A 26,752-nucleotide genomic window follows, 5' to 3' on the forward strand; every position below is an offset into this window, starting at 1 on the left:
CGGAAAAGGGCCAAGCATTTATGGGGTAAGGGTCATAGCCCCAGGTTATGAGGATGGCCGGGGTGACCCATAGGGAGGGTTGTTCAACCCTCGCCGGGTTTCGGCACCGTCATGTAATATTCGGGATGCGACGCTGCGCGATAGCCGGCCTTTTCGTAAACGCCATGGGCGTCGCGGGTCGCCAGCATCCAGCTCGATACCGTCGAAAGCTCCGGGTGTTTGCGTATCTCGGTGGCGATCCAGGACGCAAGGCCGCGACCGCGATGATCCTCCACCGTGAAGACATCGCGCAGATAGCCGAAAACGGCATAATCCGTTACCAGGCGGGCGAAGGCGGCCATGGAGCCGTCAGGGGCGTAAACGCCGACCGGCAACGAATGCGAAAGCGCCCGCTTCAGCCGGTCGGCGGTCATTCCCTGCGCCCAGTAGGAATCGCGGGCGAGAAAACCATGGACCAGATCGAAATCCACCCGTGCCGGATCGGTGCTCAGCACGTAGCCGTCGCGGGTGATTTCGAAAATGGCCGGTTCCCAGTTCATCCGTTCACCGTAACATAGATTTTGCGGACGGTTTCAATGGTTTTCCACACCCCGACGAAGCCCGGCTTCATGACGAAGCTGTCGCCAGCCGTATAACGCAGCGGTTCGCCGCCTTCCGGTGTGATTTCGATGACGCCTTCGAGAATATGGCAGAATTCGAAGGTTTCGCCCTTGATCGAACGGCTTTCGCCCGGCGTCGCTTCCCATATGCCGGTGTGGACGGTGCCGTTGCGGGCTTCGTCCAGCGGCCAGGTCTTGAAGGACGGATCGCCGGAAATGAGGCGTTCCGGCAGGGCCTTGGAGGCTTTCGGTTCAAAGGCGGGGTGCGTGTCGATGGTCTTGAGAAGCGGCATGGGTGTCCTTTCCTGGAACGGGATGATCAATATCCGCGATTGCGGTCGACGAGGCCGAGCGGCTCGAGGCCGGACTGGTATCGTTTGATGTTCTCGACAACGGTGCGTGCTGCCGAATGCGGCTGGGTGACGCTGGCGATGTGCGGCGTCAGGAGAATTTTCGGATGCGTCCAGAAGGCATGGTCTTCCGGAAGCGGTTCCGGATCGGTGACGTCGATCACCGCGCCCGAAAGCCTGCCGCTGTCCAGCGCATCGATGAGGGCGTCGTGGTCGAGTTGTTTGCCACGCCCGGCGTGAACCAACCCCGCACCCTCGGGAAGCATCCCCAGGCGTTCGCCATTCAGAAGTCCCGTCGTTTCGTCGGTCAGCGGCAGCAGGCAAACGAGAATATCGCTGGTCGAAAGGATCGTGGACAATCCGGCTTCGCCATGATGGCAGGTCACGCCATCGATCTCGCGCGGTGAACGGCTCCAGCCGGAAAGCGGAAAACCGAAGGGTTTCAGCCGTTCCAGCGCCGCAACGCCCAGCATGCCGAGGCCGAGAACGCCCACCCGGCACTCTTCCGCCTGACGCTGCGGCAGGGCCTTCCAGAGTTGCTGGCGCTGCTGTTTCAAATAGACCGGCAGGTTGCGGTGAAGCGCCAGCACGCCGAGGCTCACATATTCCTGCATCATGCGGATGATGCCTTCATCCACCATGCGCACGACTTTTACATGCGCAGGGACGGTGTCGATGTGAAACTGATCGACGCCCGCACCGATGGAAAACAGGATTTCGAGATTGCGGTAGCGGCCGATATCATCAGGCACGGTCCAGGTGATGAGGTATCGAACCGCATCCGGATCGACGCTTTCGGCATCCATCGAAAAGGGTAGTTCCGGCAGGTCGCGGGCCAGAGCCTGCCGGAAAATCTCGCCGCGCTTCGCGTCGGAATTGAAGAAGAAAGTCATCTGAAATCCGTGGTTCCGAAGGTTTAAACCGTGCAGCGGTTCGCCAGTGTTTCCAGCATTGACTGGCAGGCCGACAGTTCGCCGGCCGTTATGAATTCGTCCGGCTTGTGGGCGCGGCCGATATCGCCCGGGCCGCAGATGATGGCGTCGATGCCGGCCGCCTGGAAAAGCCCGGCTTCCGTGCCATAGCTGACGGCGGCGATGCAGGGCGCGTCGGTCAACTCTTCCAGAAGCTTCACGAGCGGTGCATCGGCGGCAAGGGAGAGCGCCGGATAATCGCTCATCGGCGTCCATTCTATGTCGATGCCCTCGGCGGCGAGCGCTTCGACACGGTCGCGCACCGGCTGGAGCAGGGCGACCGGCGACACGCCAGCAATCGCCCGCGCCTCCAGTTCGATGGCGCAGAGATCGGGGATGATATTGATCGCCTGTCCGCCTTTCACAGTGCCGATCTGCAGGGAGGAATAGGGCGGCTCGAATGTCGCTTCGAAGGGACCTTGGGTGAGAGCCTGTGCGGTCTCGACCGCCTTTGCCATGATGCCGGTCATCAGATGAATGGCGTTCACGCCCTGATCCGGCCGCGAGGAATGGCCGGAGCGACCGCGAATGGTGATGCGTGCGGCGGCCTTGCCCTTGTGGGCGCGCACGGCGCGCAGATTGCTCGGTTCGCCGATGATCGCGCCCGCCGGTTTTGCGCATAGTTCCGGCAACCGGGCGATGAGATGGGGAACGCCGCGGCAGCCCGCCTCCTCGTCATAGGAAAAGGCGATGTGAACGGGCCGCTTCAGCGCCATGCGTGAAAATGCCGGTGCTGCGGCGAGAACCGTGGCCAGAAACCCTTTCATGTCGGTGGTTCCGCGTCCGTAGAGGCGCTCGTCCTCGGCTCTCAGCGTAAAGGGATCGGAAGACCACTCCGGCTCACCGGCAGGCACCACATCCATATGGCCGGACAGGATGTATCCGCTGATATCGGTCGGGCCGAAGCTGGCGAAGAGATTGGCGCGGTCGCCCTCCGGGCCGGCAAGCAGCGATACTTTCGCGCCGTGGCTTTCCAGATAATCGGCGATCCATCCGGCAATGTCGCCATTGGCGGTTCCGACCACCGACGGGAAGCCGACAAGACGCTCCAGAATGTCGATTGCGTTCATGGCTGTCTCCGTCGCTTCAACGCCGAAAAGCTTAGAGCGGCCTGCGGCGTTTATCTGCTGAAATACGGGCGATTTCAGTAGATTGTTGTGTCCTTCCAGCGCTTTCGGAAAATTCCTGCTGACGAGGCTGGTTATCTTCGGATGTCGTGAGCTGGGCTGCCGGGATCAAGATCCCGCGCCGGAGGGAATGAGAGCCGTTTGTCATGGAGCTGCTCAAAGTCGATAGTTTCGAGTTGCGGACAGTGGATATCGCCGATGTGGAGGCCGATCATCTGCATGCTTTGTCCATGGCTGTCGGATGGCGATATCACGCGAACGAATGGTGTTTCCTGCGGCAGTGCGGCGTCGGCCTTGCCGCGCTTGACGAAATCGATCGCGTTGTCGCAACGGCAATGCTGTTTCCTTATGATGAGGCTTTCGCGACGGTCGGCATGGTCATCGTTTCCCCCCGTTTGCAGGGGCAGGGTGTTGCACCATGGCTGGTGGGCCAACTCATTGCGGGCTACCCTGACGCGGCCCTGCGGTTGAACGCCACGGAAGCCTCGCGACGGCTTTTCGCACGGCTGGGTTTTGTCGGAGATACGGAAAAAGTACATCTCCTGCGCGGCAAGGCGCGCTGCCCTGCCGAGATGCCGACGCTTGGAAGAAAACAGAGAATCGAGCCGCTGTCCGAGGATCATTTGTCCGCCGTGGCGGATCTGGATCGGGCGGCTTTCGGTGTTTCGCGCCGGGGTGTCCTGCAACGCCTTCTCCGGGAAAATACGGGTTACGGCCTGTTCGAGGCCGATCGTCTTGCCGCCTTTGCATTGCGGCGTGCTGCGGGGCGGGGCCATATTGTCGGCCCGGTCGTCGCCGGTGACGAGGCGGATGCGATTGCGCTGGTGAGGCGACATTTTTCTGATCTCGACGATCAGCTTGTCCGTCTCGATGCCGTGCGGGATAGCGGTCTTCTGACCGAGTTCCTGGCACAATCCGGGCTGGTGGTGATCGAAACGCTCACCACCATGTCGAAAGGCGTACCGCAACCGGCAGGCTCCGGTTCCGCAAAGATTTTCGCCCTGGCGGGCCCGTCTTTGTGCTGAGGTGCGGCACTATCGCAATTGACGCCCCGCCTCATGCCCCTTATGTGAGAAAGCGACGGTTCCTGCAGCCGAAAGGCGAAGGGATTAATAGGGAACATGGTGCGGGCGATCTTTTTCGCCCAATGCCGTGGCTGCCCCCGCAACTGTAAGCGGATTGTCGTTCATCCCCGTGACGCTCCAAGGCGTCATGCCACTGTATTCTCCGGAATGCGGGAAGGCAGATGAGTGACGCAAATCCGTGAGCCAGGAGACCTGCCGTCGAAATATAAACCATCGTTACGGGCGGGGAAGCCCGGAGGAGGAGGTTGTAATGTTATTTCATAACATTTCGTTTGCGTCCTATTGCCGTTCTCCGTACAAGACGTCCCGCTGTTGCTGCGCGTTCTGACGCCTGCTGCTCTGGAATAAGATTTACTTTCGACTGGAGAACATATGTTTCATTCTAGACGCCTGCCGGTCCATGCCGGTTTTCTGGCCGCTGCGCTTGCGGCTTTGCCTGTCGCCGGCGCCAATGCTGCCGAAACCACCTATCCCCTGACGATCAACAGCTGCGGTCAGGAGATCACCTTCAGGCAGGCGCCCGCCCACACCGTGTCCGTCGGCCAGAGCACGACCGAGGTTCTTTACCTCCTCGGCCTCGCCGACAAGGTGGTCGGCACGGCGCTGTGGATCGGTCCGGTTCTGAAGGGGTACGAGGAGGCCAATGCCAGGGTCGAGCGTCTGGCTGACAATGATCCGAGCTTCGAGGCGGTCATCGGCAAGAAGCCGGACCTCGTGACGACGCAGTTCCAGTGGCAGATCGGCCCGGAAGGCGTTGTCGGAACACCGGCGCAATTCGCCGAGCTTGGCGTTCCCGTTTATACCTCGCCCGCCGATTGCATGGGCAAGGACAATTCCGGCGGCGGTGACGGCGTGCGCAACACCGTCTTCACCATGGATCTGATCTACCAGGAAATCCGCGATCTCGCCAAGATCTTCAACGTGCAGGATCGCGGTGAAGAGGTCGTTGCCGACCTGAAGAAGCGTGAAGAAGCCGCCCGCGCCAAGATCGCCTCGGCCAACGGTAAGCTTTCGGCCGTCTTCTGGTTCTCCAGCGCCGAGCTGGATATCGATCCCTATGTGGCCGGCCGCAATGGCGCGCCCGGCTACATCATGTCCGCGCTGGGGTTGAAGAACGTCATCGAAAGCGATGAAGAGTGGCCGACCGTCGGCTGGGAAACCATCGCCAAGGCAAATCCCTCCATCATCGTCGCCGGCAAAATGGATCGCCGCCGTTTCCCGGCAGACGATGTCGCCGTCAAGCTGAAGTTCCTCGCCACCGATCCCGTGGCCAGCATCATGCCCGCCGTCAAGGAAGGTCATGTGTTCGAGATGGATGCGCAGGCGATGAACCCGACCATTCGCACCATTGAAGGCATCGAAACGCTGGCCGAGGCGATTTCGGCTGCCGGCCTCGCCAAGTGAACGGTCTTTCCACCCATCTCGGCAGGGTAGGGCTGGCTTTTGCCGCGCTCGCCCTGCTGCTCGTCGCGCTGATGGCCGGCGCGGCCATCGGCGAGACCGCCATTCCTTTTGACGTTGTGGCGAAAACAATCGCCAACCGTGTCTTCCATGCGGCCTATCCGCTGGAGCCGCTGGATGAGGGCATTGTCTGGAGTTATCGTCTCAGCCGCGCCGTCGTCGCCGCCTGTTGCGGTGCTTCGCTGGCGCTCGCCGGGGCGGTGCTGCAATCGCTTTTGCGCAATCCGCTTGCCGATCCTTATATTCTCGGCATTTCCGCCGGTGCCTCCACCGGTGCCGTCGCTGTCGCGCTGCTTGGCTTCGGAGCGGGGTTCCTGACGATGCCGGCCGGGGCGCTCATCGGTGCCTTCGTTGCGTTTTCGCTGGTCAGCCTTCTGGCGGTGCGGGCGGGACATGGCAACAGCGCTATCATTCTGGCCGGGGTGGCCGGGTCGCAGCTGTTTAATGCCATGACCTCTTTCATCGTCACCAAATCCGCCAATGCCGAACAGGCGCGCGGCATCATGTTCTGGCTGCTGGGCAACCTCTCGGGCGTGCGCTGGCCGGATGTCTGGCTGGCGCTGCCGGTTAGTCTTGCGGGACTTGCGGTGTGTCTCTGGTATGCCCGGGCGCTCGATGCCTTCGCCTTCGGCGGTCAGGCGGCTGCCTCGCTTGGCATTCCGGTGCGCTGGGTCTATGCGGTGCTGATCTCCGTTTCGGCGATCATGACGGCTGCGATGGTGTCGCTGGTCGGCTCCATCGGCTTCGTGGGCCTCGTCATTCCGCATGCCGCACGCATCTTCGTCGGCGTTCGCCATGGTATATTGCTGCCGGTGACGGCGCTGACCGGCGCGGTTTTCATGATCGTCGCGGATATTCTCTCGCGCATCGTCATTCCGGGGCAGGTGCTGCCCATCGGTGTCATCACCGCACTCGTCGGCGCCCCCGCCTTTGCCTTCATCCTTGGGCAGAAGAGGGGGCGTTCATGAAATTATCCGCCCGCGACCTGCATTTCCACGCCGGCAATATCGATATCGTGCGCGGCGTTTCGCTCGATGTCGGTTCCGGTGAGTTTCTCGGCGTCATCGGACCGAACGGTTCCGGCAAAAGCACGCTGCTCTCCATGCTGGCGGGTATTCGCAAGCCGCGCCGGGGGCACGTTACGCTCGGGGGGGAGCCGCTTGCCTCATTGGGACGGCGAGACCTTGCCCGCCGGCTCGCCTTCGTGGAGCAGCAGGCCGAAACCACCGAACGCATCACCGCACGACAGGCGGTGGAGCTTGGGCGCACGCCCTATCTCGGGCCGCTTTCCGCCTGGTCGCAGAAGGATGACGCCATTGTTGATGCAGCACTTGCCAATGTCGACATGGCCGACAAGGCGGAGCGCAACTGGCACCATCTGTCGGGCGGCGAACGCCAGCGCCTGCATATCGCCCGCGCATTGACGCAGGAGCCGCATATCCTGCTTCTGGACGAACCGACCAATCACCTCGACATAGGTCACCAGATCGGCCTGCTCGATCTGGTGCGCCGGCAGGGCCTGACCGTTGTGGCGGCGCTGCACGATCTCAATCACGCCGCCATGTTCTGCGATCGCGTTGCCATCATGCATCGGGGCGAGATGATTGCGGTCGGTCCGCCGCGGGAGGTCCTGACGCCGGCGAGAATAGCCGCTGTCTTCGGGGTGGAATGCGTCGTCACCACGGATGAGGGCGGCTTTTCCCATATTCGTTTTCTGCCGGCCCATGGGCGGGCCGAGCATCCAAGGAAAGTACTGGCACGATGATGACATTGACGACGCTCGCAAACGCCGCTGCAAGGACCAGCATGTTTTGGGCCGCTGCCGTCATTGCCGTGGCGTTCACGGGCTTTCCGCTTCAGGCTTCAGCCGAGACCTTCGAGGTGAAAATGCTGAACCGGGGCGAAAAGGGCCCGATGGTATTCGAGCCCGATTTTCTCGAAATAGCGCCCGGCGACCGCGTGCGCTTCGTGCCTACCCACAAGAGCCACAATGCCGCGACCATCGATGGCATGATCCCGGAAGGTGCCGAAGGTTTCAAAAGCCGGATCAATGACGAATTCGAGACCGGCTTTGAAAAGCCGGGCTTTTACGGCATCAAATGCTCGCCGCATTACGGCATGGGCATGGTCATGCTGATCAAGGTCGGCGAGGCGACCCTGCCGCAGAGCTACCGGACAGTGGACGTACCCGGCCGGGCGAAGCCAAGGTTCGAGGACCTCTTCGAGCAGGCGGAAAAATGAGGCCGCACTGAGCTCTCATCCGTCATGCCGGACTTGATCCGGTATCCAGCCGCGGCGCGGCTGCGCCGTGGGAAGAGTCTTTTGCGATCAAGGACTTGATCGCACTGGGCCCCCGATCTAGTCCGGGGTGACGGAGTAGTCTCCCGGCTTCACCGCGCACACGGCATAACGATGCTGCAGCCCGCGCAGAATGCCTTTCAGCAGGCTGAAATTTTTCGCCTGGGCGCGGTGAATGGCCTGAAGCTCCTGATCGATTGCGACAGGTTCGAAGCCGGTCGCACGCAACAGCGCCGCGACATCGCCGGCCCTTGCGCCCTTCGAAAAATAAACGCGGGAAAGAATGCTGTTGAAGGTGTTTTCCGGGTCCGCCGGCTTGTGCTGCTGGTCCGGTTTGACGAGGCCGATGTTTTCGAGACCGACCGCCAGTTTCTTCACCAGTTTTTCGCGCCAGCCGGTATTCACAAAATCGCCGTCGACGATCAGAAGCCGTCCGCCGGGTTTGAGGACACGGAACCATTCGGCAAAGCTTGCCTGCGGGTCCACCAGCGTCCAGACCAGATGACGGGTGATGATGACATCGGCGCTTTCATCCGCCTCCATCGTGTTTTCGGCATCGCCGACGAAAAAGCGGATGCTGCGGCCGCGGCTTTTCGCTTTTTCACGGGCAAGCGCCAGCATGGTTTCCGACCAGTCCATGCCGGTGACGTGAAAACCGAGATCGTCCATGAGGTGCGAGATGACGCCGGTGCCGCTGGCAAGATCGAGCGCCCTGCGGCCTTCTCCGCGGCCGAGATGTTTCAGGATAAGCGCGTGCCAGGCCTCGCGCTCGTCTTCAGAGAAAATTTCATGTCCGGGGGAAAGGTCGAAAGTCGCGGCGCGGCCGGACCAATAGGATTTGATTTCGTCTCGCAGACTGTCGTTTTTGCCATATTGGATTGTGTCGATCATCGGTCTTCAACTCATGTACCGGTCAGTTAAGAATGGCTCTAAAACATAAATGTTGACTAGTATAGTCAGAAAATAATACAGCCGCGCCAGTCAACACTGGAGAGCAATATCCGATGCGCATCTCAGCCAAATCTGCGGCACTTGCCCTTGGCCTTCTCGTATCCGCCGCATGGCCGGCATTCGCCGAAAAGGTCACCGTCAAGGATGTGACGGGCCGCGATGTCGAGGTGAATGTGCCGGTATCGCACGTCATCCTCGGTGAAGGTCGCCAGATTTATTTCCTGGCTGCGCTCGACAAGGAAAACCCTTTCCAGCACGTGGTTGGCTGGCGCGACGATCTGACGAAAGCCGACCCGGAAACCTATGCGGCCTATCTCGCAAAGTATCCGGAAATCGCCAAGCTGCCGACTTTCGGCGGCATGAAGGACGGCACTTTCGACATAGAGCAGGCTGTCGCCCTGAAGCCTGACGTGATCCTGATGAATATCGACGCCAAGACGGCGACCGAAGAAGCGGGCTATATCGAAAAGCTCGCCAAGGTCGGCATTCCGCTGGTTTACGTCGATTTCCGTGAAAAGCCGATGGAAAATACCGAGCCGAGCATGCGCCTCATGGGCCAGCTGACGGGCAAGGAAAAGATCGCCGAGGACTTCATCAAGTTCCGCGCCGACTCCATCGCCAAGGTTACCGATACGCTCGAAAAGGCCAATCCGAAGAAGCCTGTCGTGTTCATGGAGCGCGCCGGCGGTTATTCCGACGATTGCTGCATGTCCTTCGGCAACGAGAATTTCGGCAAGATGGTGGAGCTTGCCGGCGGCGTCAACATGGCCAAGGACATCATTCCCGGCACTTTCGGCACCGTCAATCCGGAACAGATCATTGCCTCCAACCCGGAGCAGATCATCATCACCGGCGGCAACTGGAACGGTTATGTTCCGGGCGGCAACTGGGTCGGTGTCGGTTATGGCGCGGATCTGAAGGAAGCCCATCGCAAGCTTGAAAACCTGACCAAGCGCCCGGCTTTCACCGGCGTGCAGGCGGTGAAGGACGGTAATGTCCACGCCATCTGGCATCAGTTCTACAACAATCCCTATCAGTTCGTGGCCGTTCAGGAAATCGCCAAGTGGCTGCATCCGGACCTCTTCAAGGACCTCGACCCGGAGGCGACCTTCAAGGAACTGCATGCCCGCTTCCTGCCGCTCGATTACAAGCCCGGCTACTTCGTTTCGCTGAAGGACGCCAAGTAATAAGGGGACGGTGAAGGGGAGCGCCGTCCAACCGATGGATAAAGCCGCAGCCATGCGGCTTTATCGCTTTGTTTTGGAACTCAATGAGGACTTCTCATGCCGCTCAACGCTCTCAGGCATCTTGCGGTGCTGGCTTTCTCCCTTCTCGCCGTGCCGGTTCTGGCTGCCGAGATTACCGATGTCACCGGTCGTAAAGTCGAGCTGGATTTGCCGGCCAGACGCGTCATCGTCGGTGAGGCGCGCCAGGTGCATGTCATTGCCGCGCTCAAGGGCGACAAGACCTTCGACACCATTGTCGGCTGGCGTGACGATCTTCTCAAGAAGGACCCCGACAGCTACACCGCCTATGTCGAGCGTTTTCCGCAGATCGAGAAACTGCCGCGCTTCGGTTACGTGCCGCAGGGCGATTTCAGCCTGGAAACGGCCATCACCCTTTCGCCCGATGTGATCACCCTCAATCTGGAAGCGGAGAAATCCGCCAAGGAGAGCGGTTTCGAAGAAAAGGCCGCCGCCGCCGGCATCAAGATCATCTATCTCGATTTCCGTATCGATCCTGAAAAGAACAGCGAAGCCTCGGTCGAAATTCTCGGCAAACTGTTCGGCGCTGAAGAGCGCGCGAAGGAATTCATCGCTTATCGCCGTGCCGAAATCGCCCGCGTGACCGACCGGCTCGCCAGCGTCAAGGACTTGAAACGCCCGAACGTCTTCATCGAACGCGCCCCCGGCATTTCCGGCGAAAACAATTGCTGCCGCACTTTCGGACCGGTCAATTTCGGCGCGATGGTCGATCTCGCCGGCGGCCACAACATTGCCGACGGCATCATCAAGACAACCTTCGGCGATCTCAATCCCGAACAGCTCGTCGTTGCCGATCCGGACCACGTCATCGTCACCGGTTCCAACTGGGCTGCCGAATCCGACATCAACCAGTTCGTTCCGGTCGGACGCGGGGCGGATATGGCTCTTTCCCGTGAGCGACTGGCCAATCTGATGAAGCGCACGCCGTTTCCGGAACTGAAGGCGGTGAAGCAAGGCAATGTCCATGCCGTCTGGCACCAGTTCTATGGCGCGCCCTACGAATTCTTCCCGATCCAACAATTCGCCAAGTGGTTCCATCCCGATCTCTTCGCCGATCTCGATCCGGAAAAGAATTTTGAGGAGTTTCACCGCAAATTCCTGCCCGTCACCTACAAGCCGGGCTATTTCGCCTCGCTCGAAAAAGGTTTGAACCAATGAGTTCGCTGAATGAAAGCGCGGTTGGTATCAGTGGGCGCGATCAATATCGCGCCCTTGCCGCGCGCAGGATAATCATCCTCTTCGGGCTTTTTATCGCGCTGTGTTTCAGCATGGCCGCCGACATGGCGCTCGGTCCGGCGCGCTACACGCTCTCCGAGGTTCTGGCGACGATTGCCGATCCGGCCGCCGTCGGAAACCAGCTTCGGGTGGTGATCTGGGATATTCGCATGCCGATCGCGCTGATGGCGGTGACCGTCGGAGCGTCGCTTTCGGTTGCGGGTGCGCAGATGCAGACCATCCTGTCGAACCCGCTCGCCAGCCCCTTCACGCTCGGCATTTCGGCGGCGGCAAGCTTCGGTGCGGCGCTGGCGCTGGTTGGGGGCGTGGCGATCTTTCCGGGCGCCGTGCATTACATGGTGCCGATCAACGCCTTCATCATGGCCATGGTCGCGGCTCTCTTCATCCATTTCGCCTCGACGCTTCGCGGGGTAACGGTCGAAACCATCGTGCTGCTCGGCATCGCGCTGGTGTTCACTTTCAATGCGGCGCTGTCGCTGCTCGAATATCTGGCCTCCGAACAGGCGCTTGCCGCCGTGGTTTTCTGGACCATGGGCAGCCTGACGAAGGCGACCTGGGACAAGGTTTATATCACCGCCGCCATCCTCCTCGTCACCGTGCCGCCGTTCATGCGCAATGCCTGGGCGCTGACGGCGCTGAGGCTCGGCGATGACAAGGCGGCCAGCATGGGCATCAATGTCCGGCGGCTGCGGTTGACGACCATGCTGACGGTCAGCCTGCTGGCGGCCATTCCAGTCTCTTTTGTCGGCACAATCGGTTTCGTAGGGCTGGTCGGTCCGCACATCGCCCGTATGGTGGTGGGTGAGGACCAGCGTTTCTTCCTGCCCGGCTCGGTGATCTGCGGTGCGCTGCTTCTGTCGGCAACCTCGGTCATCAGCAAGATTCTCATTCCCGGCGCTATCCTGCCGATCGGCGTCATCACAGCGCTCGTCGGCGTTCCGTTCTTCTTCGCGCTTATTTTCGGCAACAGGAGGCGCGCATGGTAGCGCTCGCACTGAAAGATGTCGGCGCCGCCTATGGGCGCATCACGGTTCTCTCCAAGGTCGGCATCGATACGCTGGAAAGCGGCAGTGTGACGGCGGTAATCGGCCCGAATGCCGCCGGCAAGTCGACGCTATTCAAACGCATCGCCAGCCTGATTTCCGGCCCCGGACTGGTTGAGCTCTCCGATACGGCCCGCGGCAACCGCGCCATCTGCTACATGCCGCAGGATACCGGCGCCAACGCCGTTCTGACCGTCTATGAATCCGTGCTTCTTTCCGCCAAGCAGGGCGGCGGCTGGCGGGTCCATGACGATGAGCTCTTCGAGATCGACGCCATTCTCAAGGCGCTGAAAATCCATGACCTGGCTTTCCGCGGGCTTGGCGAATTGTCCGGCGGTCAGCGGCAGCTTGTTTCGCTGGCGCAGGCGCTGGCGCGCAAGCCGGAGGTGCTGCTGATGGATGAGCCGACGTCTGCGCTCGATCTTCACCGGCAGATCGAGGTTCTGGGCTTCGTTACCGATCTGGCGCAGAAGACCGGCATGATCGTGCTGATCGCCCTGCATGACCTCAACCATGCGCTTCGTTATTGCGCCAATACGATGGTTATCGCGCGCGGTGAAATGGTGGTGAGCGGTAGCACGGAGGTGGTGATAACCCCGGAGATGCTGCGCGATATCTATCGCATCGATGCCCGTATCGAGCCCTGCTCGCAGGGCAGACCCATGGTCATCGTCGACGGGGCCATCTGACAGGTCAAGACCCGGCCGCGCTTGCTGCCGGGTCCGTTCGATGCGGGCTGCACAAATTCTTGATGATAATAGTCATGAAATATCTGTTCGATTCACGGTTTGGGTGCTAGAGCTTTGAGCGGCAGAACTGCGCGGCCATTCGGGGGCGGCAGGTTTCGTCGATCCTTGAAATTTCTCTCGGTTGAGACATGGGCATACGGGAAGATGACAAGCGTTATAACGCTTACGTCGCGCATAGGGTCGACCTGATCAAATACGCCACCCTCATTCTGGGGTCGCGGGCGGATGCGGAGGACGTCGTTCAGGAAGCCTTCCTGAAATTCGTTCCCGAGGCCTCCGGCAATCCTTCCAACCTCAAATCCTATCTCTTCCGCATCGTTCGCAATCTTGCGCTCGACAATCGCCGGCGCAGCCGCCAGGACCTTCGGGAACGGCCGGACGATACGCCGTTCTGGGGCGTGCCGCAGGACAATGGTACGCCGGAGGAGCATGCCCTTTTCTGCGACGAAGTCCGGCAGATGCGGACTATTTTGGCCGGCCTGCCGGTTCAGGCAAGGGTGGCATTGGAAATGCACAGATTCGGTGGTTACAATATGGAAGAGATTGCGCGTCACCTTGGCGTGTCCGTGGCCAGCGCACATCGTCTGATCAAGGGCAGCATTGCCGCGATTACCAAAGAAATGAAGTAAAATAGTCCCGATTGTCCCGCCCTGTGAAAAAAATCTCTTCCTCAAACGTCTTTATAGCAATGCAGAAGACGACGCTTCTCCTCCGCCCCGCAAAGGAACTGGCCCGGTTCAATGACCATTGATCCAGAGAAAAAAATTGAATTGCCGGCCGGTAAGGCGGAAGAGGCGGCCGACTGGCTGCTGCGCTTGCAATCTGGCTCGGCGGAACCGCGCCTGAAGGCGGAATTCGAGCAATGGCTGGCGGCAGCGCCGGCAAACCGTCTCGCCTGGGAACGAACATGCAAGACGTGGCGCAATCTCGGCCTGGTAGAGCCGGAATTCAAGAACCTCTGGGAAGATGCGCCGCATCTGCCCGGCAAGGCCGCGATAAAGCCGCAGCGGCGGCGCTGGTCCGTGCGGCACTATGCTGGCGCGGCCGTAGCGGCGGCGTCCCTCTGTCTTGCGGTGCTGTTCGTTCCGGCATTTTTCGTTCGCCTGGAGGCGGACTATCAGACCACCACCGCCGAAAGCCGCATGATCACCCTCGAAGACGGCAGCAAAGTGCAGCTTGCCGCCGCGAGCGCGCTTTCAACGGATTTCACGAATGGCCGTCGCAATGTGACGGTGCTGAAGGGGGAAGCCTTTTTCGACGTCGTGCCGGATAAAACGCGTCCCTTCGTCGTGGAGGCAAAAAACGTGACTGTTCAGGTGCTGGGCACGGCTTTCGACGTCGACCTGACGGATGGCGTAACCCAGGTGGCGCTGGCGCACGGTTCCGTGGAGGCGTCTTTCCGCAATGCGCCGCCAACGCGGCTGGTGCCGGGCGAGATGCTGATTGTCGACGCTTCCGGCGCGATCCGCAAAGAGACTGTTTCCGTCGAGGATATTGGCGGCTGGCGGAATGGTGAACTCTATGTGGTCGATGCGACGATAGGCTCGGTCGTGGAACAGATCCAGCGCTACCATCCGGCATGGCTGACCATGGCCGACAAGCGGCTTGCCGAGCAGAGGGTGACGGGCTTTTACGATCTGCGCGACCCGGATCGCGCGCTGGAGGCTCTGGTGGAACCCTATAAGGGCAAGGTGCATGCGATTGGCGGCAGCGCCCGCATCATCACCCGCTTCTGAAACAGTCCGCAACAAAAAATCATATTTATTTTCAGTAATTTATAAAATTTCTTCCGAAAGCCTGAAAAAAATCGACGAGGCAATCGTCTTTTTGTTGAGTAATCCGGTCAAGATATATCCGGAGCGAAAGACAGGAAGACAAAAGCAATATGCGCCTCCAGACATGCAAGCCCGGTTCAGGGGAAAAAGCAGCAAAGCAGGCTCGCAGGGCCGTGCTGCTGGCGACAACGGCGGTCGCCGTTTCATTCGCGACGCCCGTTCTGGCCCAGACCGGAGCAGATACCGCCAATTCCCAGCGTCCAGGCGGCGAGCAGGGGGCGACGCGGCCGTTCAACATTCCCGCCCAGTCGCTGTCATCGGTCGTGGGTGCTTTCGGGCGGCAATCCGGCCTTCAGGTCACGCTTGCCACTCCTGCGGCGGGCAATGTGCGCACCAACGCCGTCACCGGCAGTTTCACGGTGCTGGAGGCGCTGTCGCGGTTGCTGGCGGGAACGGGCGTCAATTTCCGTATCGCCGGCAATGGCAGAACCGTCGTCATCGGCACGGGGCAATCGACCGTCGATCTTTCCGCCGCGGAGGGTACGACGGTTCTGGAAACCATTACCCTGACCGGCAAGACCGGGCGCAACTCCATTGCCGGTTCCGGTTATCAGGGGACGCCCGACTGGGTTTATGAAACGCCCGCCAGCGTCAGCGTGGTCGGCCGTGAGGCGATCCAGTCGGCGGGCGTGCGCAACACGCGCGATGTTTTCAACCGGGTTTCCGGTGTTTATGCCGGCGAGGGCAATGGCAGCTTCCCAACCGTTTCGCCGAATGTGCGCGGTTTGCAGGAAAGCGGCCGCGTGGTCGTCTCCATCGACGGGGCGCGGCAGAATGCGCAGCGTGGTGCGACTTTTGGCGGCACCGCAAGCTATACTGCGAGTGCAGGGCAGGGTTATGTCGATTCAGCCTTCATTCGCGCCGTCGAGATCGAGAAAATAACCAATGCACGGTCGGGCAATGCCGGCTCTCTGGGCGGCAAGGTCGAGTTCCGAACCATCAGCGCCGACGATCTGATTGCCGAGGGTGAAAACAAGGGCGGGGAAGTGAATGTTTCCCGCGGCACCAATGGTTATGACTTTCAGGGTTCTGTTCTGGCTGCTGTTCGCTCTCCGGACACCCCTGTCTCCTTCGTCGCCGGCTACAGCCGCACCATCATGGATGAATACAAGATTGGAACGAAGGGCGAGGCCCGAAGCACAGCGTTGACGATGAAGGACCTGCTTGGCAGGGATGGGTGGTCGACCTTTGTCAAGGGCGAAGGCGACTTTGGCGATGTGCAAACGTCGTTGTCGTGGATGCACCAGCAGAATGATTTCGTCCACGGCTCGTACAACGTTATGGACAGGGAAAGCGTGCGAAACGACAGCGTCGTCGCGAAGCTGGACTGGGACCCGGAGAGCGAACTCGTCGACTTCAAGTCATCGCTGTGGCTGAACGATAATATGACGCATGAACTGCGTGCGGCGCGTACTTATGCGGTAGAGACGAATCTTGATATGGGCCTGCGCAGCTTCGGTGGCAGCCTGGAAAATACCAGTCGCTTTGACACGGTGGCGGGTGCGCTCAGTCTGAACTATGGGGCCGAAGCTTTCCGGGACATTGCCACATCCGTCGCGACGAGCGCAAAAATCGCGGAAAATCCCTCTTTCGCCAGCAGCTACACGTCATTCAGCCCTGCCGGGCGGCGCGATGTCGCCAGCCTGTTCCTGAATGGTGAGCTTGAGCCGGCCGATTGGATCACGCTGAGTGGCGGCGTGCGTTACGACTGGTCGCGTCTCAAGGGATCGGCGACCTATTATAGCGTTCGCGATTACATGGTGACCACGACCGTACCCTGCGATGCGATCCGCAATCACTATACGGCTCTCGATTATTTCAATCAGGTCTTTGCCCCCGCTAACCCCAGCTGGGCGGCGCGTTACGCCCTCTATCTTGCGCGCGTCTGGCCCACAACCTCGGCCAACTGCATGCCGGGCACCGGTACAACCACCAATACGCCGGTCACCGAGTACCCTGAGCACAATGTCGATATCGATCGCACCTATAGCGCCTGGCTGCCCTCCGCCACCATTGAACTGAAACCCGTCGACTGGTTCCGCCCCTATGTGAGCTATTCCCAGAGCTTGCGTCCGCCGACAATTCTCGAAGCATTTTTCGCTGGAGCGCGTCCGGGCGACAGCGCTGGATACGAATACGCTCCGAACCAGGCCCTGCGTGCCGAAAAGGCGACGACCTACGAAGTCGGCGCGAATATGAGCTTCGACGGCGTGCTGCTGGACGACGATTCCATTCGCATCAAAATGGCTGCCTTTCGCCGTGAGGTGAAGGACTATATCGCGCTCGGTTATCTCGTTACGGATCAGGTCCTCGACCGCACCTATACCAGCTTCGTCAATCTGGACGGCACGACCTATATGCGCGGGCTTGAATTCGAAGGCAATTACGATGCCCGCAGTTTCTGGATCGGCGGTTCGGCAACCTTTCTGAAAACAGAATGGCCTGAAAAGACGCAGGTTTTTTCCAACGGTACGACCACCACAACCGGTGAAATCGTTGCCTGGCCGGGCGACGTCGCGCCCAAGATGAAGCTGACGCTCGATGGCGGCATGCGTTTCTTCGATGAAAAATTCTCGCTGGGCGCAAGGCTCAACCACGTTACGCCGACACAGTCGCGCACGCTGGATACGGAAGGCAATCTGCGGGAGGTGACCGATCCCTACACGACGGTGGATCTCTACGGTTCCTATGCCTTCAACGACAAGGCCACGCTTCGCTTCGCCGTCAACAACCTGACGGACCGCAAATACATCCCGGCAGCAAGCGCCTACACGGCGCCGGGCCGCACCTTTATCGCGACGATGAACGTGAAGTTCTGAACCGTGGAAGAAATTCTCCGGGCTGGGTTGCAGCCCGTCCCGGAGATGAAACGCCTTCGCCACAGGACGAAGGTATCGATATTGGCCAGCAAAGGAGTACACCTATGGCTACCACAATTCAACTGACGCAGTCTTCCTCCGATCTGATCGGCTACCTCAACGGTTGGACGAGCGGTTTCGGTTCGACCTATGGTGCGTTCTACGACGCTCAGACCAGCTCTCTCGCCACCACCACCATCGATCCGAACACGACCTATGAGGCGTGGGGCGATGGCAGCACCGGCGGCAAGGGCATCGTCATGAGCGGCGCTCTGCAGTACTCCCAGGGCAACCTGACGGGTTCGGTCGACAGCATCGTTCTGGGCACTGGCTACAGCCAGTCCACCAGCGGCATCGCCGTTAGCCAGCAGGAACTGCTGATCGATCCCGACGGCGCCTACTCGCTGGCCGGCGCGCGCGATCTTCTCGATCTCGCTGTTTACCAGCTTGCCCGCTTCGGTTCGCTGGCTGGCTTCTATGATTACTTTGCCGCCACCGGCACGGTGATCGAGGACACGGCTGCCTCCAACACCCTGACCGGCTTTGCCGGCGCAGACACCTTTGTATTCTCCGGCGGCAACGATGTCGTACAGGCCGGCCCGACCGGAACCTACGGCTATCAGGACGGCACGGATACGCTAGATGTCTCCGCCTGGGGCGCAACTTCGGTGGACGATTTGTTGTGGTATAACGATAACGGAAATGCCGTTATCCTTTCGGCCACAGACACGTCCGTCTCCGTCACACTGAATGGCGTCGATGCAAATGTGCTCGACGCATCGGACTTCATTTTCGCCAGCGCATCGGCGCTTGCCGCGTAAAGGAAAAACAGGCTGTGGGCTTTCAAAACCACCAGCAGACGCTGCCGCAGTCCCTCACTGCGGCGGTTGTTTCGCCACTTAAAAGCACGTTTCTAGGCGTTGCGCTCGTCAGCGGCGTGGTCAATATACTCGCGCTCACGTCGCCGCTCTTCATGCTGCAGGTTTATGACCGGGTTCTGGCAAGCGGCAGCGTGCCGACGCTGGTCGGGCTCGCCATTCTCGCGCTTGGCCTTTACGGCTTCCAGTGCCTGCTCGATATCATCCGCGCCCGCGTTCTGATCCGCATCGGCGAAGATTTCGACATGCGTTATTCCGGCAGGGTACATGATGCGGTGGTGCGCCTGCCGCTCGTCAACCGCATGCCGGGCGACGGTCTGCAGCCGCTGCGCGATCTCGACAATGTGCGCGGTTTTCTCTCCGGCACGGGGCCGACCGCCTTTTTCGATCTGCCGTGGATGCCGCTTTATCTCGGCATATGTTTTCTGTTTCATTTCTGGATCGGCGTGACGGCGCTTGCCGGCGCGATATTGCTTGTCTCCCTCACGATCCTCACCAATATCTTCTCGCAGAAGCCGATCCGCGACACCATGGTCGAGAATATGGCCCGCAACCGGCAACTGGAGGCCTCGCGCCGCAATGCCGAAGTCGTGCAGGCCATGGGGCTTGGCGGCCGGCTCGGAAAACGCTGGCAAAATTCCAACGAGGCCTATCTCGCCGCCAATCGCAAGGCCGGAGATGTGGCCGGCGGTCTCGGCAACATCGCAAAGTCTCTGCGGGTCGTGCTGCAATCGGCCATTCTGGCGGTCGGCGCTTGGCTCGTCATCAATCAGGAGGCCTCCGGCGGCGTGATGATCGCCAGTTCGATCATGATGGGCCGGGCGCTGGCGCCCGTCGATCTCGCCATTTCCAACTGGAAGTCCTTCGTGGCTGCCCGGCAGAGCTGGGCGCGGCTGAGGGAGCTTTTTGCACAGATGCCGGCCAATGCCGCCGCCATGGCCCTGCCGAAGCCTGAAAAGGAACTGCGGGTCGAAAACGTCACCATCGTTCCGCCGGGAGAAAAAAAACCGACCGTCACCGGGCTTGGCTTCATCGTGACCGCCGGAAACGCGCTCGGCGTCATCGGCCCCTCCGGCTCGGGTAAATCCACGCTCGCGCGCATTCTCACCGGTGCGTGGATGCCGGCCGCCGGCAAGGTGCGGCTGGACGGTGCAAGTTTCGAGCAGTGGGACCGTGAGGCGCTGGGCCGCCATATCGGCTATCTGCCACAGGGCGTGGAGCTGTTCGACGGCACGATCGGTGAAAATATCTCCCGTTTCGAGGATAATCCCGATCCTGACGCCATCATCGCGGCGGCCAGGGCTGCGGGCGCGCATGAACTGATCCTGCGTTTCGAAAAGGGGTATGACAGCGATATTGGCGAGGCGGGTTCGGCGCTTTCCGCCGGGCAGCGCCAGCGCATCGGCCTTGCCCGCGCGCTATACGGCGATCCCTTCATCGTGGTGCTGGACGAACCCAACGCCAATCTCGATGCGGAAGGCGAAGCCGCCGTGGTCAAGGCGATTTCCTCGGTGAAGGCGCGGGGCGGTATTGCCGTCGTCGTCGCCCACCGGCCGAGCGCCATCGGTGCTGTCGATTTCATTTTGATGATGGAAGAGGGGCGGATGAAGGCCTTCGGCCCGCGCGACGAGGTGCTTTCGAAGGTACTGCGCGTTCCGCAGGCGCAGGCGGTAAAGGGATTTACCGCATCCGCCCAGACGATCTCGCCCCTGCGCGTCGTCGCCAATACCCAGCCACAGGCGTTGGTGCTGGAAGACGTCCGTGAAGAGAACAGTCAGGAAGGAGATGCGGATGTCAAACATTGATCAGCGCAGCCATGTATCCCGCTCCATCCGCAAACATCTTGTCGCCGGCCTTGCCGCGGGTGTAGCGCTGCTGGCCGGCGTCGGCGGATGGGCTGCGACGACCAATCTTGCCGGCGCGGTTGTCGCCTCCGGCCATCTGGTGGTGGATTCCTACAGCAAGAAGGTGCAGCACCCGAGCGGCGGTGTCGTCGGCGAAATTCTGGTGAATGAGGGCGACAGGGTGAAGGCCGGCGATGTGGTCATGCGCCTTGATGCGACCCAAACCCGCGCCAATCTCGCCATCGTGACCAAGCGTCTGGATGAGCTGAATGCGCGCATGGCAAGGCTGGAGGCCGAGCGCGACGATCTGCCGGAGCTCGTTTTTCCGCAGGCGCTGATGGCGCGAAAAGACGATGCCGATGTCGCCTCCGCCATGCGCAGCGAGACCAAGCTGTTCGAATTCCGCAAATCCTATCGCGAAGGGCGCAAAGCACAGCTTTCCGAGCGCATCACCCAGTTCGAACATGAGATCGAAGGGCTGAAGGCGCAGGAAGTCGCCTATGATAACGGCCTTGCCGTGCTGGAGGCTGAAATCACCTCGCAGAAATCCCTGCGCGAACAGGGTATCGTTTCGGTGCAGAGGCTGAACAGCCTGCAGACGCAGGCCGCGACATTCGGCGGCGAGCGCGGCGAAAAAATCGCCTATCAGGCGCAGACGGCGGGGCGCATTACCGAAACCAGACTGCAAATCCTGCAGATCGACCAGGAATTGCGCACCGAGGTCGGGCGGGAACTGCGGGAAATACAGGCGCAGATGGGCGAATTCGTCGAGCGCAAGGTTGCCGCCGAAGACGAGCTGAAGCGCATCGATATCGTCGCGCCGCAATCCGGCATGGTGCATGAAATGGCCGTGCACACGGTGGGCGGCGTGGTGACGCCGGCGGATCCGATCATGCTCATCGTGCCTGACGGAGACGAGCTGGCGCTGGAGGTGCAGATCGTGCCGAAGGATATCGATCAGCTTCAGGTGGGGCAAAAGGCCATGCTGCGCATGACCGCCTTCAACCAGCGTGTCACGCCGGAACTGGAAGGCCATGTCAGCCGCATCGCGGCGGATATCACCACCGATCAGCGCAGCGGTCTCTCCTATTATCTGGCGCGGATTTCCGTGCCGGTCTCCGAGCGGCAGAAGCTGAACAATGCGCCGCTGGTGCCGGGCATGCCGGCCGAGGCGTTCATTCAGACCAGCGAAAGGACGGCGCTGTCCTATATCGCCAAACCGCTGACCGACCAGATCAGCCGTGCCTTCCGTGAGGAGTAGGAATCTGGGCCCGGTTTCCGGGCTCTATCCACCTTCGCCAAAACGGAAGGCGGCAAAGCCTTTCGTCTTTGTCGGGATCGCCCAGACGCCGCCCGAAAACGGTGCTTTCGCCAGCCGGTCTTCGGACATGTTGTGGCGGTGTGATGTCAGGAAAAGGATGCTGAAATCAGGTCCTCCGAAGCACGGCATGGTGGGATGCGGGACAGGTGCCGGGATCACGCCCGTATGCGTGCCGTCGGGCGAGAAAACGTTCAACAGGCCAGCGGAAACGCCCGCGCTGTAATAGGTGCCGCTGCTGTCGAGACAGCCGCCATCGGGTCTTCCGGTCTCTTCCGTCATCCGGGCCACCAGCACGCCCTCATCGAATGTGCCGTTCCTGCTGTCGAATTTTCGTCGGCGTATCCATTTCTGGACGGAATCGCTCTGCCACATGATGGAGCCGTCCGGGGAAAAGGCGAGGCCGTTCGGGCATGTCAGGCCGGTCTGCATGCGCTCGGCGCTTTTTTCGGTGATCCGCCAAAGTTCACCATGGGGCTCCATGTCCGCGAGTGGCACGTTGTGCATGGTTCCCACCCAGAAGGCGCCGTCGGGGCCGATCCGTCCGTCGTTCAGCCGGCAGGGAATGCCGTCCGGTGACGGCAGCGAGTGGAGAAGGCGTGTTTTGCCGCTCTCCGGATCGAGGATGACAATATCCATGCCGCAGGCGACGATGAGATCGCCGTTCCGACAGAGACCGAGACTCGAGACCGTATGGGGAAACGCCCATTCGCGATAAAGGCCGGGCTCGAGCGTTGCGGACCGCACCGCCTTGCCGAGTATATCGCACCAGAAAAGCGCCTGTCGCCGCTCATCCCAAACGGGGGATTCCGCAAGCGTGCTCATCGTGTCGCACAGAAGTTTCGCCTGCGACATGGCGAGCGCTTTTTCAGGATTTGCCGTATTCATGATGCTCGAACCGTTGAAGATGATGGCGCAGAATTATTCGAAATAGTCCTGGTGGTTCTCGAAAACCTGCGAAAGAATGCCGAGGACGCGTCTCAGGTGTTTGCGCAAACCATCGGTCGCACGGGCTTCGTCCCCGGCCTTGATCGCATCGTAAACCGCCTCATGTTCGGAGAGCAGCCGCGCCATATGCGCCTCGTCGGTGATGGCGAGCGCGCGCAGGCGGTCCAGCCCCGCCTTCTCGCGGATCAACAGCGTCTCCAGCCTCTCAAGCCCCGTCGCGGCGGCAAGCGCGCTGTGGAACTGGTCGTCATGCACGCGAAAAGCCTTTCTGTCTCCGCGGTGCATGGCTGCGCGCTGGCCGGTGAGGGCGTGTTCAATCTCCTGCTCGGCCTCCGCCGTTATGCCGATCTGGCACAGCCTGCAAACCGCAGCGACCTCCAGCGCCTCGCGGATGAACTGCGCGCTGCGAATGTGCTTTTCCGATAATCTGGAGACATAGGTGCCGCGGCTGGGCAGGGTGACGATCAGGCCGTCATCCCGCAGGCGGCTCAGTGCTTCGCGCACCGGCGTTCGGCTGGAATTGAACAACTGTCCGATTTCGTTTTCCGAAACCGCCTGGCCGGGAAAAAGCTCCCGGGAAAGGATGGCCGATTTCAGCGCGGAATAGATCTGGTCCACGACCGGACGATTAAGGTCCAGTCGCTCCATTGTCGGCACGGTGCCACCTGTTACGGGAATTTTCGGCATATACCCTCCAGCGTTTTCATAACCGGTATACCGGAACACAAGTCTGTTGACAACCGGCATACCGGTATGCAAATGATCGCTTATTGGGAAGGAGGCTCCCGAAATGCAAAATATCAAGACCTGCGTCATCGTTGGCGCCGGAATGGTGGCGAAGACGCATGTGCTCGCCTGTGCGGCAAGTCCGGAAAAAATTCGCCTAAAGGGTTTGGTCGATGGCGGCTCCGGTCGCGCCAGCGCGCTGGCCGCCGAAGCGTCGAAACATACCGGATATGAGGTCGTCGTTTATTCCTCGGTGGAGGAAGCCGCACGCGATGCGGATGTCGATTTCGCCATCGTCGCAACGCCGCCGAATGCCCGCATCGATATCGTCGGACAGCTCGCAAAGGCGGGCAAACACATTCTGATGGAAAAGCCCGTCGCCCGGAACACGCAGGAAGCCGGCGGCCTTGTCGCCCTCTGTCGTGAGGCCGGCGTCACGCTCGGCATTATCTTTCAGCACCGAATGCGGGCTGCATCGCAAAAAGCCCGTGAGTTGGTCGATGGCGGGACGCTCGGAGCGCTCGGTCTCTGCGAAGTTTCCGTGCCGTGGTGGCGCGCGCAATCCTATTATGATGAACCCGGCCGCGGCACGCTGGCGCGCGACGGCGGCGGTGTTCTGATCTCCCAGGCAATCCACACCATCGATCTGGCGCTGAGCCTTACAGGGCCGGTCTCGCGCGTTCAGGCCATGGCGGCGACGACGCGGTTTCATCGCATGGAAACCGAAGATTACGTCGCGGCCGGCCTTCGTTTCAAGCATGGCGCTGTCGGCTCGCTGGTCGCAAGCACCGCAAGTTTCCCCGGCGCTCCGGAATCGATTGTCCTGCATTTCGACAATGCCAGCCTGCGGCTCGCTTCGGGCCTCCTGCATGTCGACTGGCGCGATGGCCGGCAGGAGACGTTTGGCGGCGCGGCATCCGGCACGGGCGGCGGCGCCGACCCCATGGCTTTCACGCATGAATGGCATCAGGGCGTCTTCGAAGATTTCGCAGACGCCATCTCCTCAGGGCGCGCCCCGGTCGTCACCGGTGAAGCGGCTCTTTTGTCTCACAGATTGATCGACGCGATCATCAACTCGGCCGACACCGGCAAGGAAGTGGAACTGCAGGATGACTAAAGCAATCAAGTTCGTCGCTCTCGGCATAGAGCACCGGCACATTTTCGGCATGGCCCAGAACATGCTGGATGCCGGCGCAGAATTCGCCGGCTGGTGGACCGAAGGCGAGCCAGACGTGGTGGAAGGCTTCGTCAAGCGCTTCCCGGATGTGCCGCGCGCGACCTCCAAGGAAGCTCTGCTGGCCGATGGCAGCATCAATCTCGTGCTGATCGCCGACATTCCCTCCAAGCGCGCCGATCTCGCCATCGCCGCAATGGAAGCCGGCAAGGACGTCATGTCCGACAAGCCCGGCTGCACTACCTTCGAACAGCTCGATCGCCTTCGCCAGACGGTGGCGAAGACCAAGCGTATCTGGACCGTCGATTTCTCCGAGCGTTTTGAAGTTCCGAGCGTGACCAAAGCGGCCGAACTCGTTGCGCAGGGCGCCATCGGCCGCGTCATTCAGACCGTCGGCCTCGGCCCGCATCGTCTGAACCGCCAGATCCGCCCAAAGTGGTTCTTCGAACGGGAAGCTTACGGCGGCATCATCACCGATATCGCCAGCCACCAGATCGACCAGTTCATGTTCTTCACCGGCTCGACCGAAGTGGAGATCGTGGCTGCCACCGTTGCCAACTATGCCAACCCGCGCGATCCGGGCCTGCAGGATTTCGGCGAAGTGGTGCTGCGCGGCGACAAGGGCCACGGCTATATCCGCGTCGACTGGTACACGCCCGATGCGCTGCCGACCTGGGGCGACGGCCGCCTGACGATCCTCGGCACCGAGGGCTACATCGAGCTGCGTAAATATGTCGATGTCGGCAATACGCAAGGCACCGACCGCCTCGTTCTCGTGAATGGCGACCGCTGCGAATATATCGACGCCTCCGGTGCCGGCCTGCCCTATTTCGGCCGCCTGTGCGACGACATCCGCAACCGCACCGAAACGGCGATGACGCAGGAACATGTGTTCAAGGTATGCGACCTGTCGCTGCAGGCGCAGGCCAAGGCCGAGGGAGCTTCGAAATGATCGGTGTTGCCATCATTGGCGCCGGCATCGGCGCCCAGCATCTGAGCGGCTATCGGGCCCTGCCGAAGCGCTTCGTCGTCAAGGCGATCTGCGACCTCGATCTGGAGCGCGCCTGCTCCGTGGCGGGTGAGGATGCGTCCATCCGTCTGACGACCGATCTCGATGAGGTTCTGGCCGATGAGAGCATCCAGCTCATCGACGTCTGCCTGCCGCCGCACCTGCATTTCCCCGTGACGCTGAAGGCGCATGCGGCGGGCAAGGATGTGGTCTGCGAAAAGCCGCTCGTCCGCTCGCTTGAAGAGGCAAATGCGCTGATCGACTCCGTCAAGAAGACCGGCCGTGGCGTGTTTCCGGTCTTCCAGTACCGTTTCGGACATGCGATGCGGCAGCTTCGCGCGCTCATCGATGCCGGCCTTGCGGGCAAGGCCTTTGTCGCGAGTTCGGAAGTTCACTGGAACCGTGGCGCCAGCTATTACGACATTCCGTGGCGCGGTACGTGGAAGGGCGAGTGCGGCGGCGCGATCCTCGGCCACGCCATCCACGCCCATGATCTTCTCTGCCACGTTCTCGGCCCGGTCGACGAAGTGTTCGCCATGGCCGATACGCGCGTCAACACAATCGAAACCGAAGACTGCGCGGCACTCAGCTTCCGTATGAAAAGCGGTGCGCTGGCGACCAGCTCGGTGACGCTCGGTGCCGCCGAAGATACGTCCCGCCTGCGTTTCTGCTTCGAAGGCTTCACCGCCGAGAGCGGCACGCTGCCCTATCGCCCGGCCGAAGACACATGGCGTTTCATCGCCCGTGCGCCGACCACGCAGGACCAGATCGACGCCGTTCTGGCGAGGGTCGCCGATGGCGAAAACGGCTTTGCCGGTTTTGTCGAGGCCATTGCCGACGCGATGGAGGGACGCGGCGGCAAGGAAGTGACTGTGAACGATGGCTTGCAGTCCATCGAACTCGTCACCGCCATCTACCGCTCGGTGCGGGAAGGAAAGCCGGTCCGCCTGTCCGACGCCGCAGAAGGCGAATGGATCAAGGGCTGGGCTCCGCGCGCATCCGCCAACGCATAATCATCTAAGGGAGG

Annotated in this window: 25 protein-coding genes and 1 riboswitch; of the genes, 18 read left to right on the forward strand and 7 right to left on the reverse strand. The window is 60.9% G+C overall.

Going from position 1 to position 26,752, the window contains the following annotated elements; genetic code table 11:
- Window positions 1–83 precede the first annotated feature (83 nt).
- From ACQZ5G_RS12640 to argE, 4 genes are read right to left on the reverse strand one after another with little or no spacing between them, the layout of a single operon-like run.
- Window positions 84–539, reverse strand: coding sequence for a GNAT family N-acetyltransferase (locus ACQZ5G_RS12640; protein ID WP_448738122.1), 456 nt, complete (start codon window positions 537–539; stop codon window positions 84–86).
- Window positions 536–892 (reverse strand): cupin domain-containing protein, encoded by a 357-nt coding sequence (locus ACQZ5G_RS12645; RefSeq protein WP_035264219.1) that lies wholly within the window; start codon window positions 890–892, stop codon window positions 536–538. Before ACQZ5G_RS12645 ends, ACQZ5G_RS12640 begins: the two co-directional genes overlap by 4 nt.
- 26 nt (window positions 893–918) lie before the next feature.
- Window positions 919–1,842: a 2-hydroxyacid dehydrogenase gene (locus ACQZ5G_RS12650; RefSeq protein WP_448738121.1), complete on the reverse strand. Its 924-nt coding sequence runs from the start codon at window positions 1,840–1,842 to the stop codon at window positions 919–921.
- 23 nt (window positions 1,843–1,865) lie between these two features.
- The gene (argE, locus tag ACQZ5G_RS12655; RefSeq protein ID WP_448738120.1) at window positions 1,866–2,990 is read right to left on the reverse strand and encodes an acetylornithine deacetylase; all 1,125 of its coding nucleotides are present in this window, start codon (window positions 2,988–2,990) and stop codon (window positions 1,866–1,868) included.
- Window positions 2,991–3,193: 203 nt separating this feature from the next.
- On the opposite strand from argE, the gene ACQZ5G_RS12660 reads away from it, so the two are divergent.
- From ACQZ5G_RS12660 to ACQZ5G_RS12680, 5 genes are all read left to right on the forward strand, one after another.
- Entirely contained in the window at window positions 3,194–4,072 is an 879-nt protein-coding gene (locus tag ACQZ5G_RS12660) for a GNAT family N-acetyltransferase (RefSeq protein WP_448738119.1), read from the forward strand.
- 39 nt (window positions 4,073–4,111) lie between these two features.
- Window positions 4,112–4,346: riboswitch (cobalamin riboswitch) on the forward strand.
- 158 nt (window positions 4,347–4,504) lie between these two features.
- On the forward strand, window positions 4,505–5,536 hold the full coding sequence (locus tag ACQZ5G_RS12665) for an ABC transporter substrate-binding protein (protein ID WP_448738118.1): 1,032 nt from the start codon (window positions 4,505–4,507) through the stop codon (window positions 5,534–5,536).
- Window positions 5,533–6,561, forward strand: a complete 1,029-nt coding sequence (locus ACQZ5G_RS12670; RefSeq protein WP_059753341.1) for a FecCD family ABC transporter permease — start codon at window positions 5,533–5,535, stop codon at window positions 6,559–6,561. The genes ACQZ5G_RS12665 and ACQZ5G_RS12670 overlap by 4 nt, the downstream gene beginning before the upstream one ends.
- Complete coding sequence (locus ACQZ5G_RS12675; protein ID WP_448738117.1) at window positions 6,558–7,358, forward strand: ABC transporter ATP-binding protein; 801 nt, start codon at window positions 6,558–6,560, stop codon at window positions 7,356–7,358. The genes ACQZ5G_RS12670 and ACQZ5G_RS12675 overlap by 4 nt, the downstream gene beginning before the upstream one ends.
- Complete coding sequence (locus ACQZ5G_RS12680) at window positions 7,355–7,834, forward strand: pseudoazurin (RefSeq protein WP_269831723.1); 480 nt, start codon at window positions 7,355–7,357, stop codon at window positions 7,832–7,834. The genes ACQZ5G_RS12675 and ACQZ5G_RS12680 overlap by 4 nt, the downstream gene beginning before the upstream one ends.
- Before the next feature lie 117 nt (window positions 7,835–7,951).
- Here ACQZ5G_RS12680 and ACQZ5G_RS12685 read toward each other — a convergent pair whose 3' ends face one another.
- The gene (locus tag ACQZ5G_RS12685; protein WP_448738116.1) at window positions 7,952–8,782 is read right to left on the reverse strand and encodes a class I SAM-dependent methyltransferase; all 831 of its coding nucleotides are present in this window, start codon (window positions 8,780–8,782) and stop codon (window positions 7,952–7,954) included.
- A gap of 113 nt (window positions 8,783–8,895) precedes the next feature.
- On the opposite strand from ACQZ5G_RS12685, the gene ACQZ5G_RS12690 reads away from it, so the two are divergent.
- The 10 genes from ACQZ5G_RS12690 to ACQZ5G_RS12735 all read left to right on the forward strand — a co-directional run bounded on the left by ACQZ5G_RS12690 (window position 8,896) and on the right by ACQZ5G_RS12735 (window position 21,811).
- Entirely contained in the window at window positions 8,896–10,029 is a 1,134-nt protein-coding gene (locus tag ACQZ5G_RS12690; protein WP_003524640.1) for an ABC transporter substrate-binding protein, read from the forward strand.
- Between the two features lie 96 nt (window positions 10,030–10,125).
- Window positions 10,126–11,265 carry an ABC transporter substrate-binding protein gene (locus ACQZ5G_RS12695; RefSeq protein ID WP_448738115.1) on the forward strand — a complete coding sequence of 380 codons (1,140 nt, stop codon included), beginning with the start codon at window positions 10,126–10,128 and terminating at the stop codon, window positions 11,263–11,265.
- Window positions 11,262–12,329, forward strand: coding sequence for a FecCD family ABC transporter permease (locus ACQZ5G_RS12700; protein ID WP_448738114.1), 1,068 nt, complete (start codon window positions 11,262–11,264; stop codon window positions 12,327–12,329). Before ACQZ5G_RS12695 ends, ACQZ5G_RS12700 begins: the two co-directional genes overlap by 4 nt.
- The gene (locus ACQZ5G_RS12705) at window positions 12,323–13,075 is read left to right on the forward strand and encodes an ABC transporter ATP-binding protein (protein ID WP_448738113.1); all 753 of its coding nucleotides are present in this window, start codon (window positions 12,323–12,325) and stop codon (window positions 13,073–13,075) included. The genes ACQZ5G_RS12700 and ACQZ5G_RS12705 overlap by 7 nt, the downstream gene beginning before the upstream one ends.
- 188 nt (window positions 13,076–13,263) lie before the next feature.
- Window positions 13,264–13,764: an RNA polymerase sigma factor gene (locus ACQZ5G_RS12710; protein WP_003524633.1), complete on the forward strand. Its 501-nt coding sequence runs from the start codon at window positions 13,264–13,266 to the stop codon at window positions 13,762–13,764.
- A gap of 111 nt (window positions 13,765–13,875) precedes the next feature.
- Entirely contained in the window at window positions 13,876–14,871 is a 996-nt protein-coding gene (locus ACQZ5G_RS12715; protein ID WP_448738112.1) for a FecR family protein, read from the forward strand.
- Window positions 14,872–15,020: 149 nt separating this feature from the next.
- Window positions 15,021–17,789 carry a TonB-dependent hemoglobin/transferrin/lactoferrin family receptor gene (locus tag ACQZ5G_RS12720; protein ID WP_448738111.1) on the forward strand — a complete coding sequence of 923 codons (2,769 nt, stop codon included), beginning with the start codon at window positions 15,021–15,023 and terminating at the stop codon, window positions 17,787–17,789.
- Between the two features lie 104 nt (window positions 17,790–17,893).
- Entirely contained in the window at window positions 17,894–18,649 is a 756-nt protein-coding gene (locus ACQZ5G_RS12725; RefSeq protein ID WP_448738110.1) for a hypothetical protein, read from the forward strand.
- A 14-nt stretch (window positions 18,650–18,663) separates the two neighbouring features.
- Window positions 18,664–20,511: a type I secretion system permease/ATPase gene (locus ACQZ5G_RS12730; protein WP_448738109.1), complete on the forward strand. Its 1,848-nt coding sequence runs from the start codon at window positions 18,664–18,666 to the stop codon at window positions 20,509–20,511.
- The gene (locus tag ACQZ5G_RS12735) at window positions 20,498–21,811 is read left to right on the forward strand and encodes an HlyD family type I secretion periplasmic adaptor subunit (RefSeq protein WP_059753316.1); all 1,314 of its coding nucleotides are present in this window, start codon (window positions 20,498–20,500) and stop codon (window positions 21,809–21,811) included. The genes ACQZ5G_RS12730 and ACQZ5G_RS12735 overlap by 14 nt, the downstream gene beginning before the upstream one ends.
- Before the next feature lie 24 nt (window positions 21,812–21,835).
- Here the strand turns inward: ACQZ5G_RS12735 and ACQZ5G_RS12740 are convergent, their stop codons facing one another.
- Window positions 21,836–22,756: an SMP-30/gluconolactonase/LRE family protein gene (locus ACQZ5G_RS12740; RefSeq protein ID WP_448738108.1), complete on the reverse strand. Its 921-nt coding sequence runs from the start codon at window positions 22,754–22,756 to the stop codon at window positions 21,836–21,838.
- A 33-nt stretch (window positions 22,757–22,789) separates the two neighbouring features.
- Window positions 22,790–23,503 carry a GntR family transcriptional regulator gene (locus ACQZ5G_RS12745; RefSeq protein WP_035240481.1) on the reverse strand — a complete coding sequence of 238 codons (714 nt, stop codon included), beginning with the start codon at window positions 23,501–23,503 and terminating at the stop codon, window positions 22,790–22,792.
- Between the two features lie 103 nt (window positions 23,504–23,606).
- Here ACQZ5G_RS12745 and ACQZ5G_RS12750 point away from each other — a divergent pair, with 103 nt between their 5' ends.
- The 3 genes from ACQZ5G_RS12750 to ACQZ5G_RS12760 are packed head-to-tail and all read left to right on the forward strand — an operon-like array spanning window position 23,607 to window position 26,738.
- Entirely contained in the window at window positions 23,607–24,659 is a 1,053-nt protein-coding gene (locus ACQZ5G_RS12750; RefSeq protein WP_448738107.1) for a Gfo/Idh/MocA family protein, read from the forward strand.
- Window positions 24,652–25,668 carry a Gfo/Idh/MocA family protein gene (locus ACQZ5G_RS12755; RefSeq protein ID WP_448738106.1) on the forward strand — a complete coding sequence of 339 codons (1,017 nt, stop codon included), beginning with the start codon at window positions 24,652–24,654 and terminating at the stop codon, window positions 25,666–25,668. The genes ACQZ5G_RS12750 and ACQZ5G_RS12755 overlap by 8 nt, the downstream gene beginning before the upstream one ends.
- Window positions 25,665–26,738: a Gfo/Idh/MocA family protein gene (locus tag ACQZ5G_RS12760; RefSeq protein WP_448738105.1), complete on the forward strand. Its 1,074-nt coding sequence runs from the start codon at window positions 25,665–25,667 to the stop codon at window positions 26,736–26,738. Before ACQZ5G_RS12755 ends, ACQZ5G_RS12760 begins: the two co-directional genes overlap by 4 nt.
- The last annotated feature ends 14 nt before the right edge of the window (window positions 26,739–26,752 follow it).

The sequence above is a fragment of the Agrobacterium sp. 22-214-1 genome (genome assembly GCF_053522465.1).

Coding starts and splice junctions, on each gene's coding strand:
- ACQZ5G_RS12685 (WP_448738116.1), bottom strand. CDS start 8,782: ATGATCGACACAATCCAATATGGCAAAAACGACAGTCTGCGAGACGAA.
- ACQZ5G_RS12760 (WP_448738105.1), top strand. CDS start 25,665: ATGATCGGTGTTGCCATCATTGGCGCCGGCATCGGCGCCCAGCATCTG.
- ACQZ5G_RS12755 (WP_448738106.1), top strand. CDS start 24,652: ATGACTAAAGCAATCAAGTTCGTCGCTCTCGGCATAGAGCACCGGCAC.
- ACQZ5G_RS12645 (WP_035264219.1), bottom strand. CDS start 892: ATGCCGCTTCTCAAGACCATCGACACGCACCCCGCCTTTGAACCGAAA.
- ACQZ5G_RS12690 (WP_003524640.1), top strand. CDS start 8,896: ATGCGCATCTCAGCCAAATCTGCGGCACTTGCCCTTGGCCTTCTCGTA.
- ACQZ5G_RS12735 (WP_059753316.1), top strand. CDS start 20,498: ATGTCAAACATTGATCAGCGCAGCCATGTATCCCGCTCCATCCGCAAA.
- ACQZ5G_RS12695 (WP_448738115.1), top strand. CDS start 10,126: ATGCCGCTCAACGCTCTCAGGCATCTTGCGGTGCTGGCTTTCTCCCTT.
- ACQZ5G_RS12700 (WP_448738114.1), top strand. CDS start 11,262: ATGAGTTCGCTGAATGAAAGCGCGGTTGGTATCAGTGGGCGCGATCAA.
- ACQZ5G_RS12720 (WP_448738111.1), top strand. CDS start 15,021: ATGCGCCTCCAGACATGCAAGCCCGGTTCAGGGGAAAAAGCAGCAAAG.
- ACQZ5G_RS12675 (WP_448738117.1), top strand. CDS start 6,558: ATGAAATTATCCGCCCGCGACCTGCATTTCCACGCCGGCAATATCGAT.
- ACQZ5G_RS12680 (WP_269831723.1), top strand. CDS start 7,355: ATGATGACATTGACGACGCTCGCAAACGCCGCTGCAAGGACCAGCATG.
- ACQZ5G_RS12705 (WP_448738113.1), top strand. CDS start 12,323: ATGGTAGCGCTCGCACTGAAAGATGTCGGCGCCGCCTATGGGCGCATC.
- argE (WP_448738120.1), bottom strand. CDS start 2,990: ATGAACGCAATCGACATTCTGGAGCGTCTTGTCGGCTTCCCGTCGGTG.
- ACQZ5G_RS12640 (WP_448738122.1), bottom strand. CDS start 539: ATGAACTGGGAACCGGCCATTTTCGAAATCACCCGCGACGGCTACGTG.
- ACQZ5G_RS12725 (WP_448738110.1), top strand. CDS start 17,894: ATGGCTACCACAATTCAACTGACGCAGTCTTCCTCCGATCTGATCGGC.
- ACQZ5G_RS12715 (WP_448738112.1), top strand. CDS start 13,876: ATGACCATTGATCCAGAGAAAAAAATTGAATTGCCGGCCGGTAAGGCG.
- ACQZ5G_RS12650 (WP_448738121.1), bottom strand. CDS start 1,842: ATGACTTTCTTCTTCAATTCCGACGCGAAGCGCGGCGAGATTTTCCGG.
- ACQZ5G_RS12750 (WP_448738107.1), top strand. CDS start 23,607: ATGCAAAATATCAAGACCTGCGTCATCGTTGGCGCCGGAATGGTGGCG.
- ACQZ5G_RS12710 (WP_003524633.1), top strand. CDS start 13,264: ATGGGCATACGGGAAGATGACAAGCGTTATAACGCTTACGTCGCGCAT.
- ACQZ5G_RS12740 (WP_448738108.1), bottom strand. CDS start 22,756: ATGAATACGGCAAATCCTGAAAAAGCGCTCGCCATGTCGCAGGCGAAA.
- ACQZ5G_RS12665 (WP_448738118.1), top strand. CDS start 4,505: ATGTTTCATTCTAGACGCCTGCCGGTCCATGCCGGTTTTCTGGCCGCT.
- ACQZ5G_RS12660 (WP_448738119.1), top strand. CDS start 3,194: ATGGAGCTGCTCAAAGTCGATAGTTTCGAGTTGCGGACAGTGGATATC.
- ACQZ5G_RS12745 (WP_035240481.1), bottom strand. CDS start 23,503: ATGCCGAAAATTCCCGTAACAGGTGGCACCGTGCCGACAATGGAGCGA.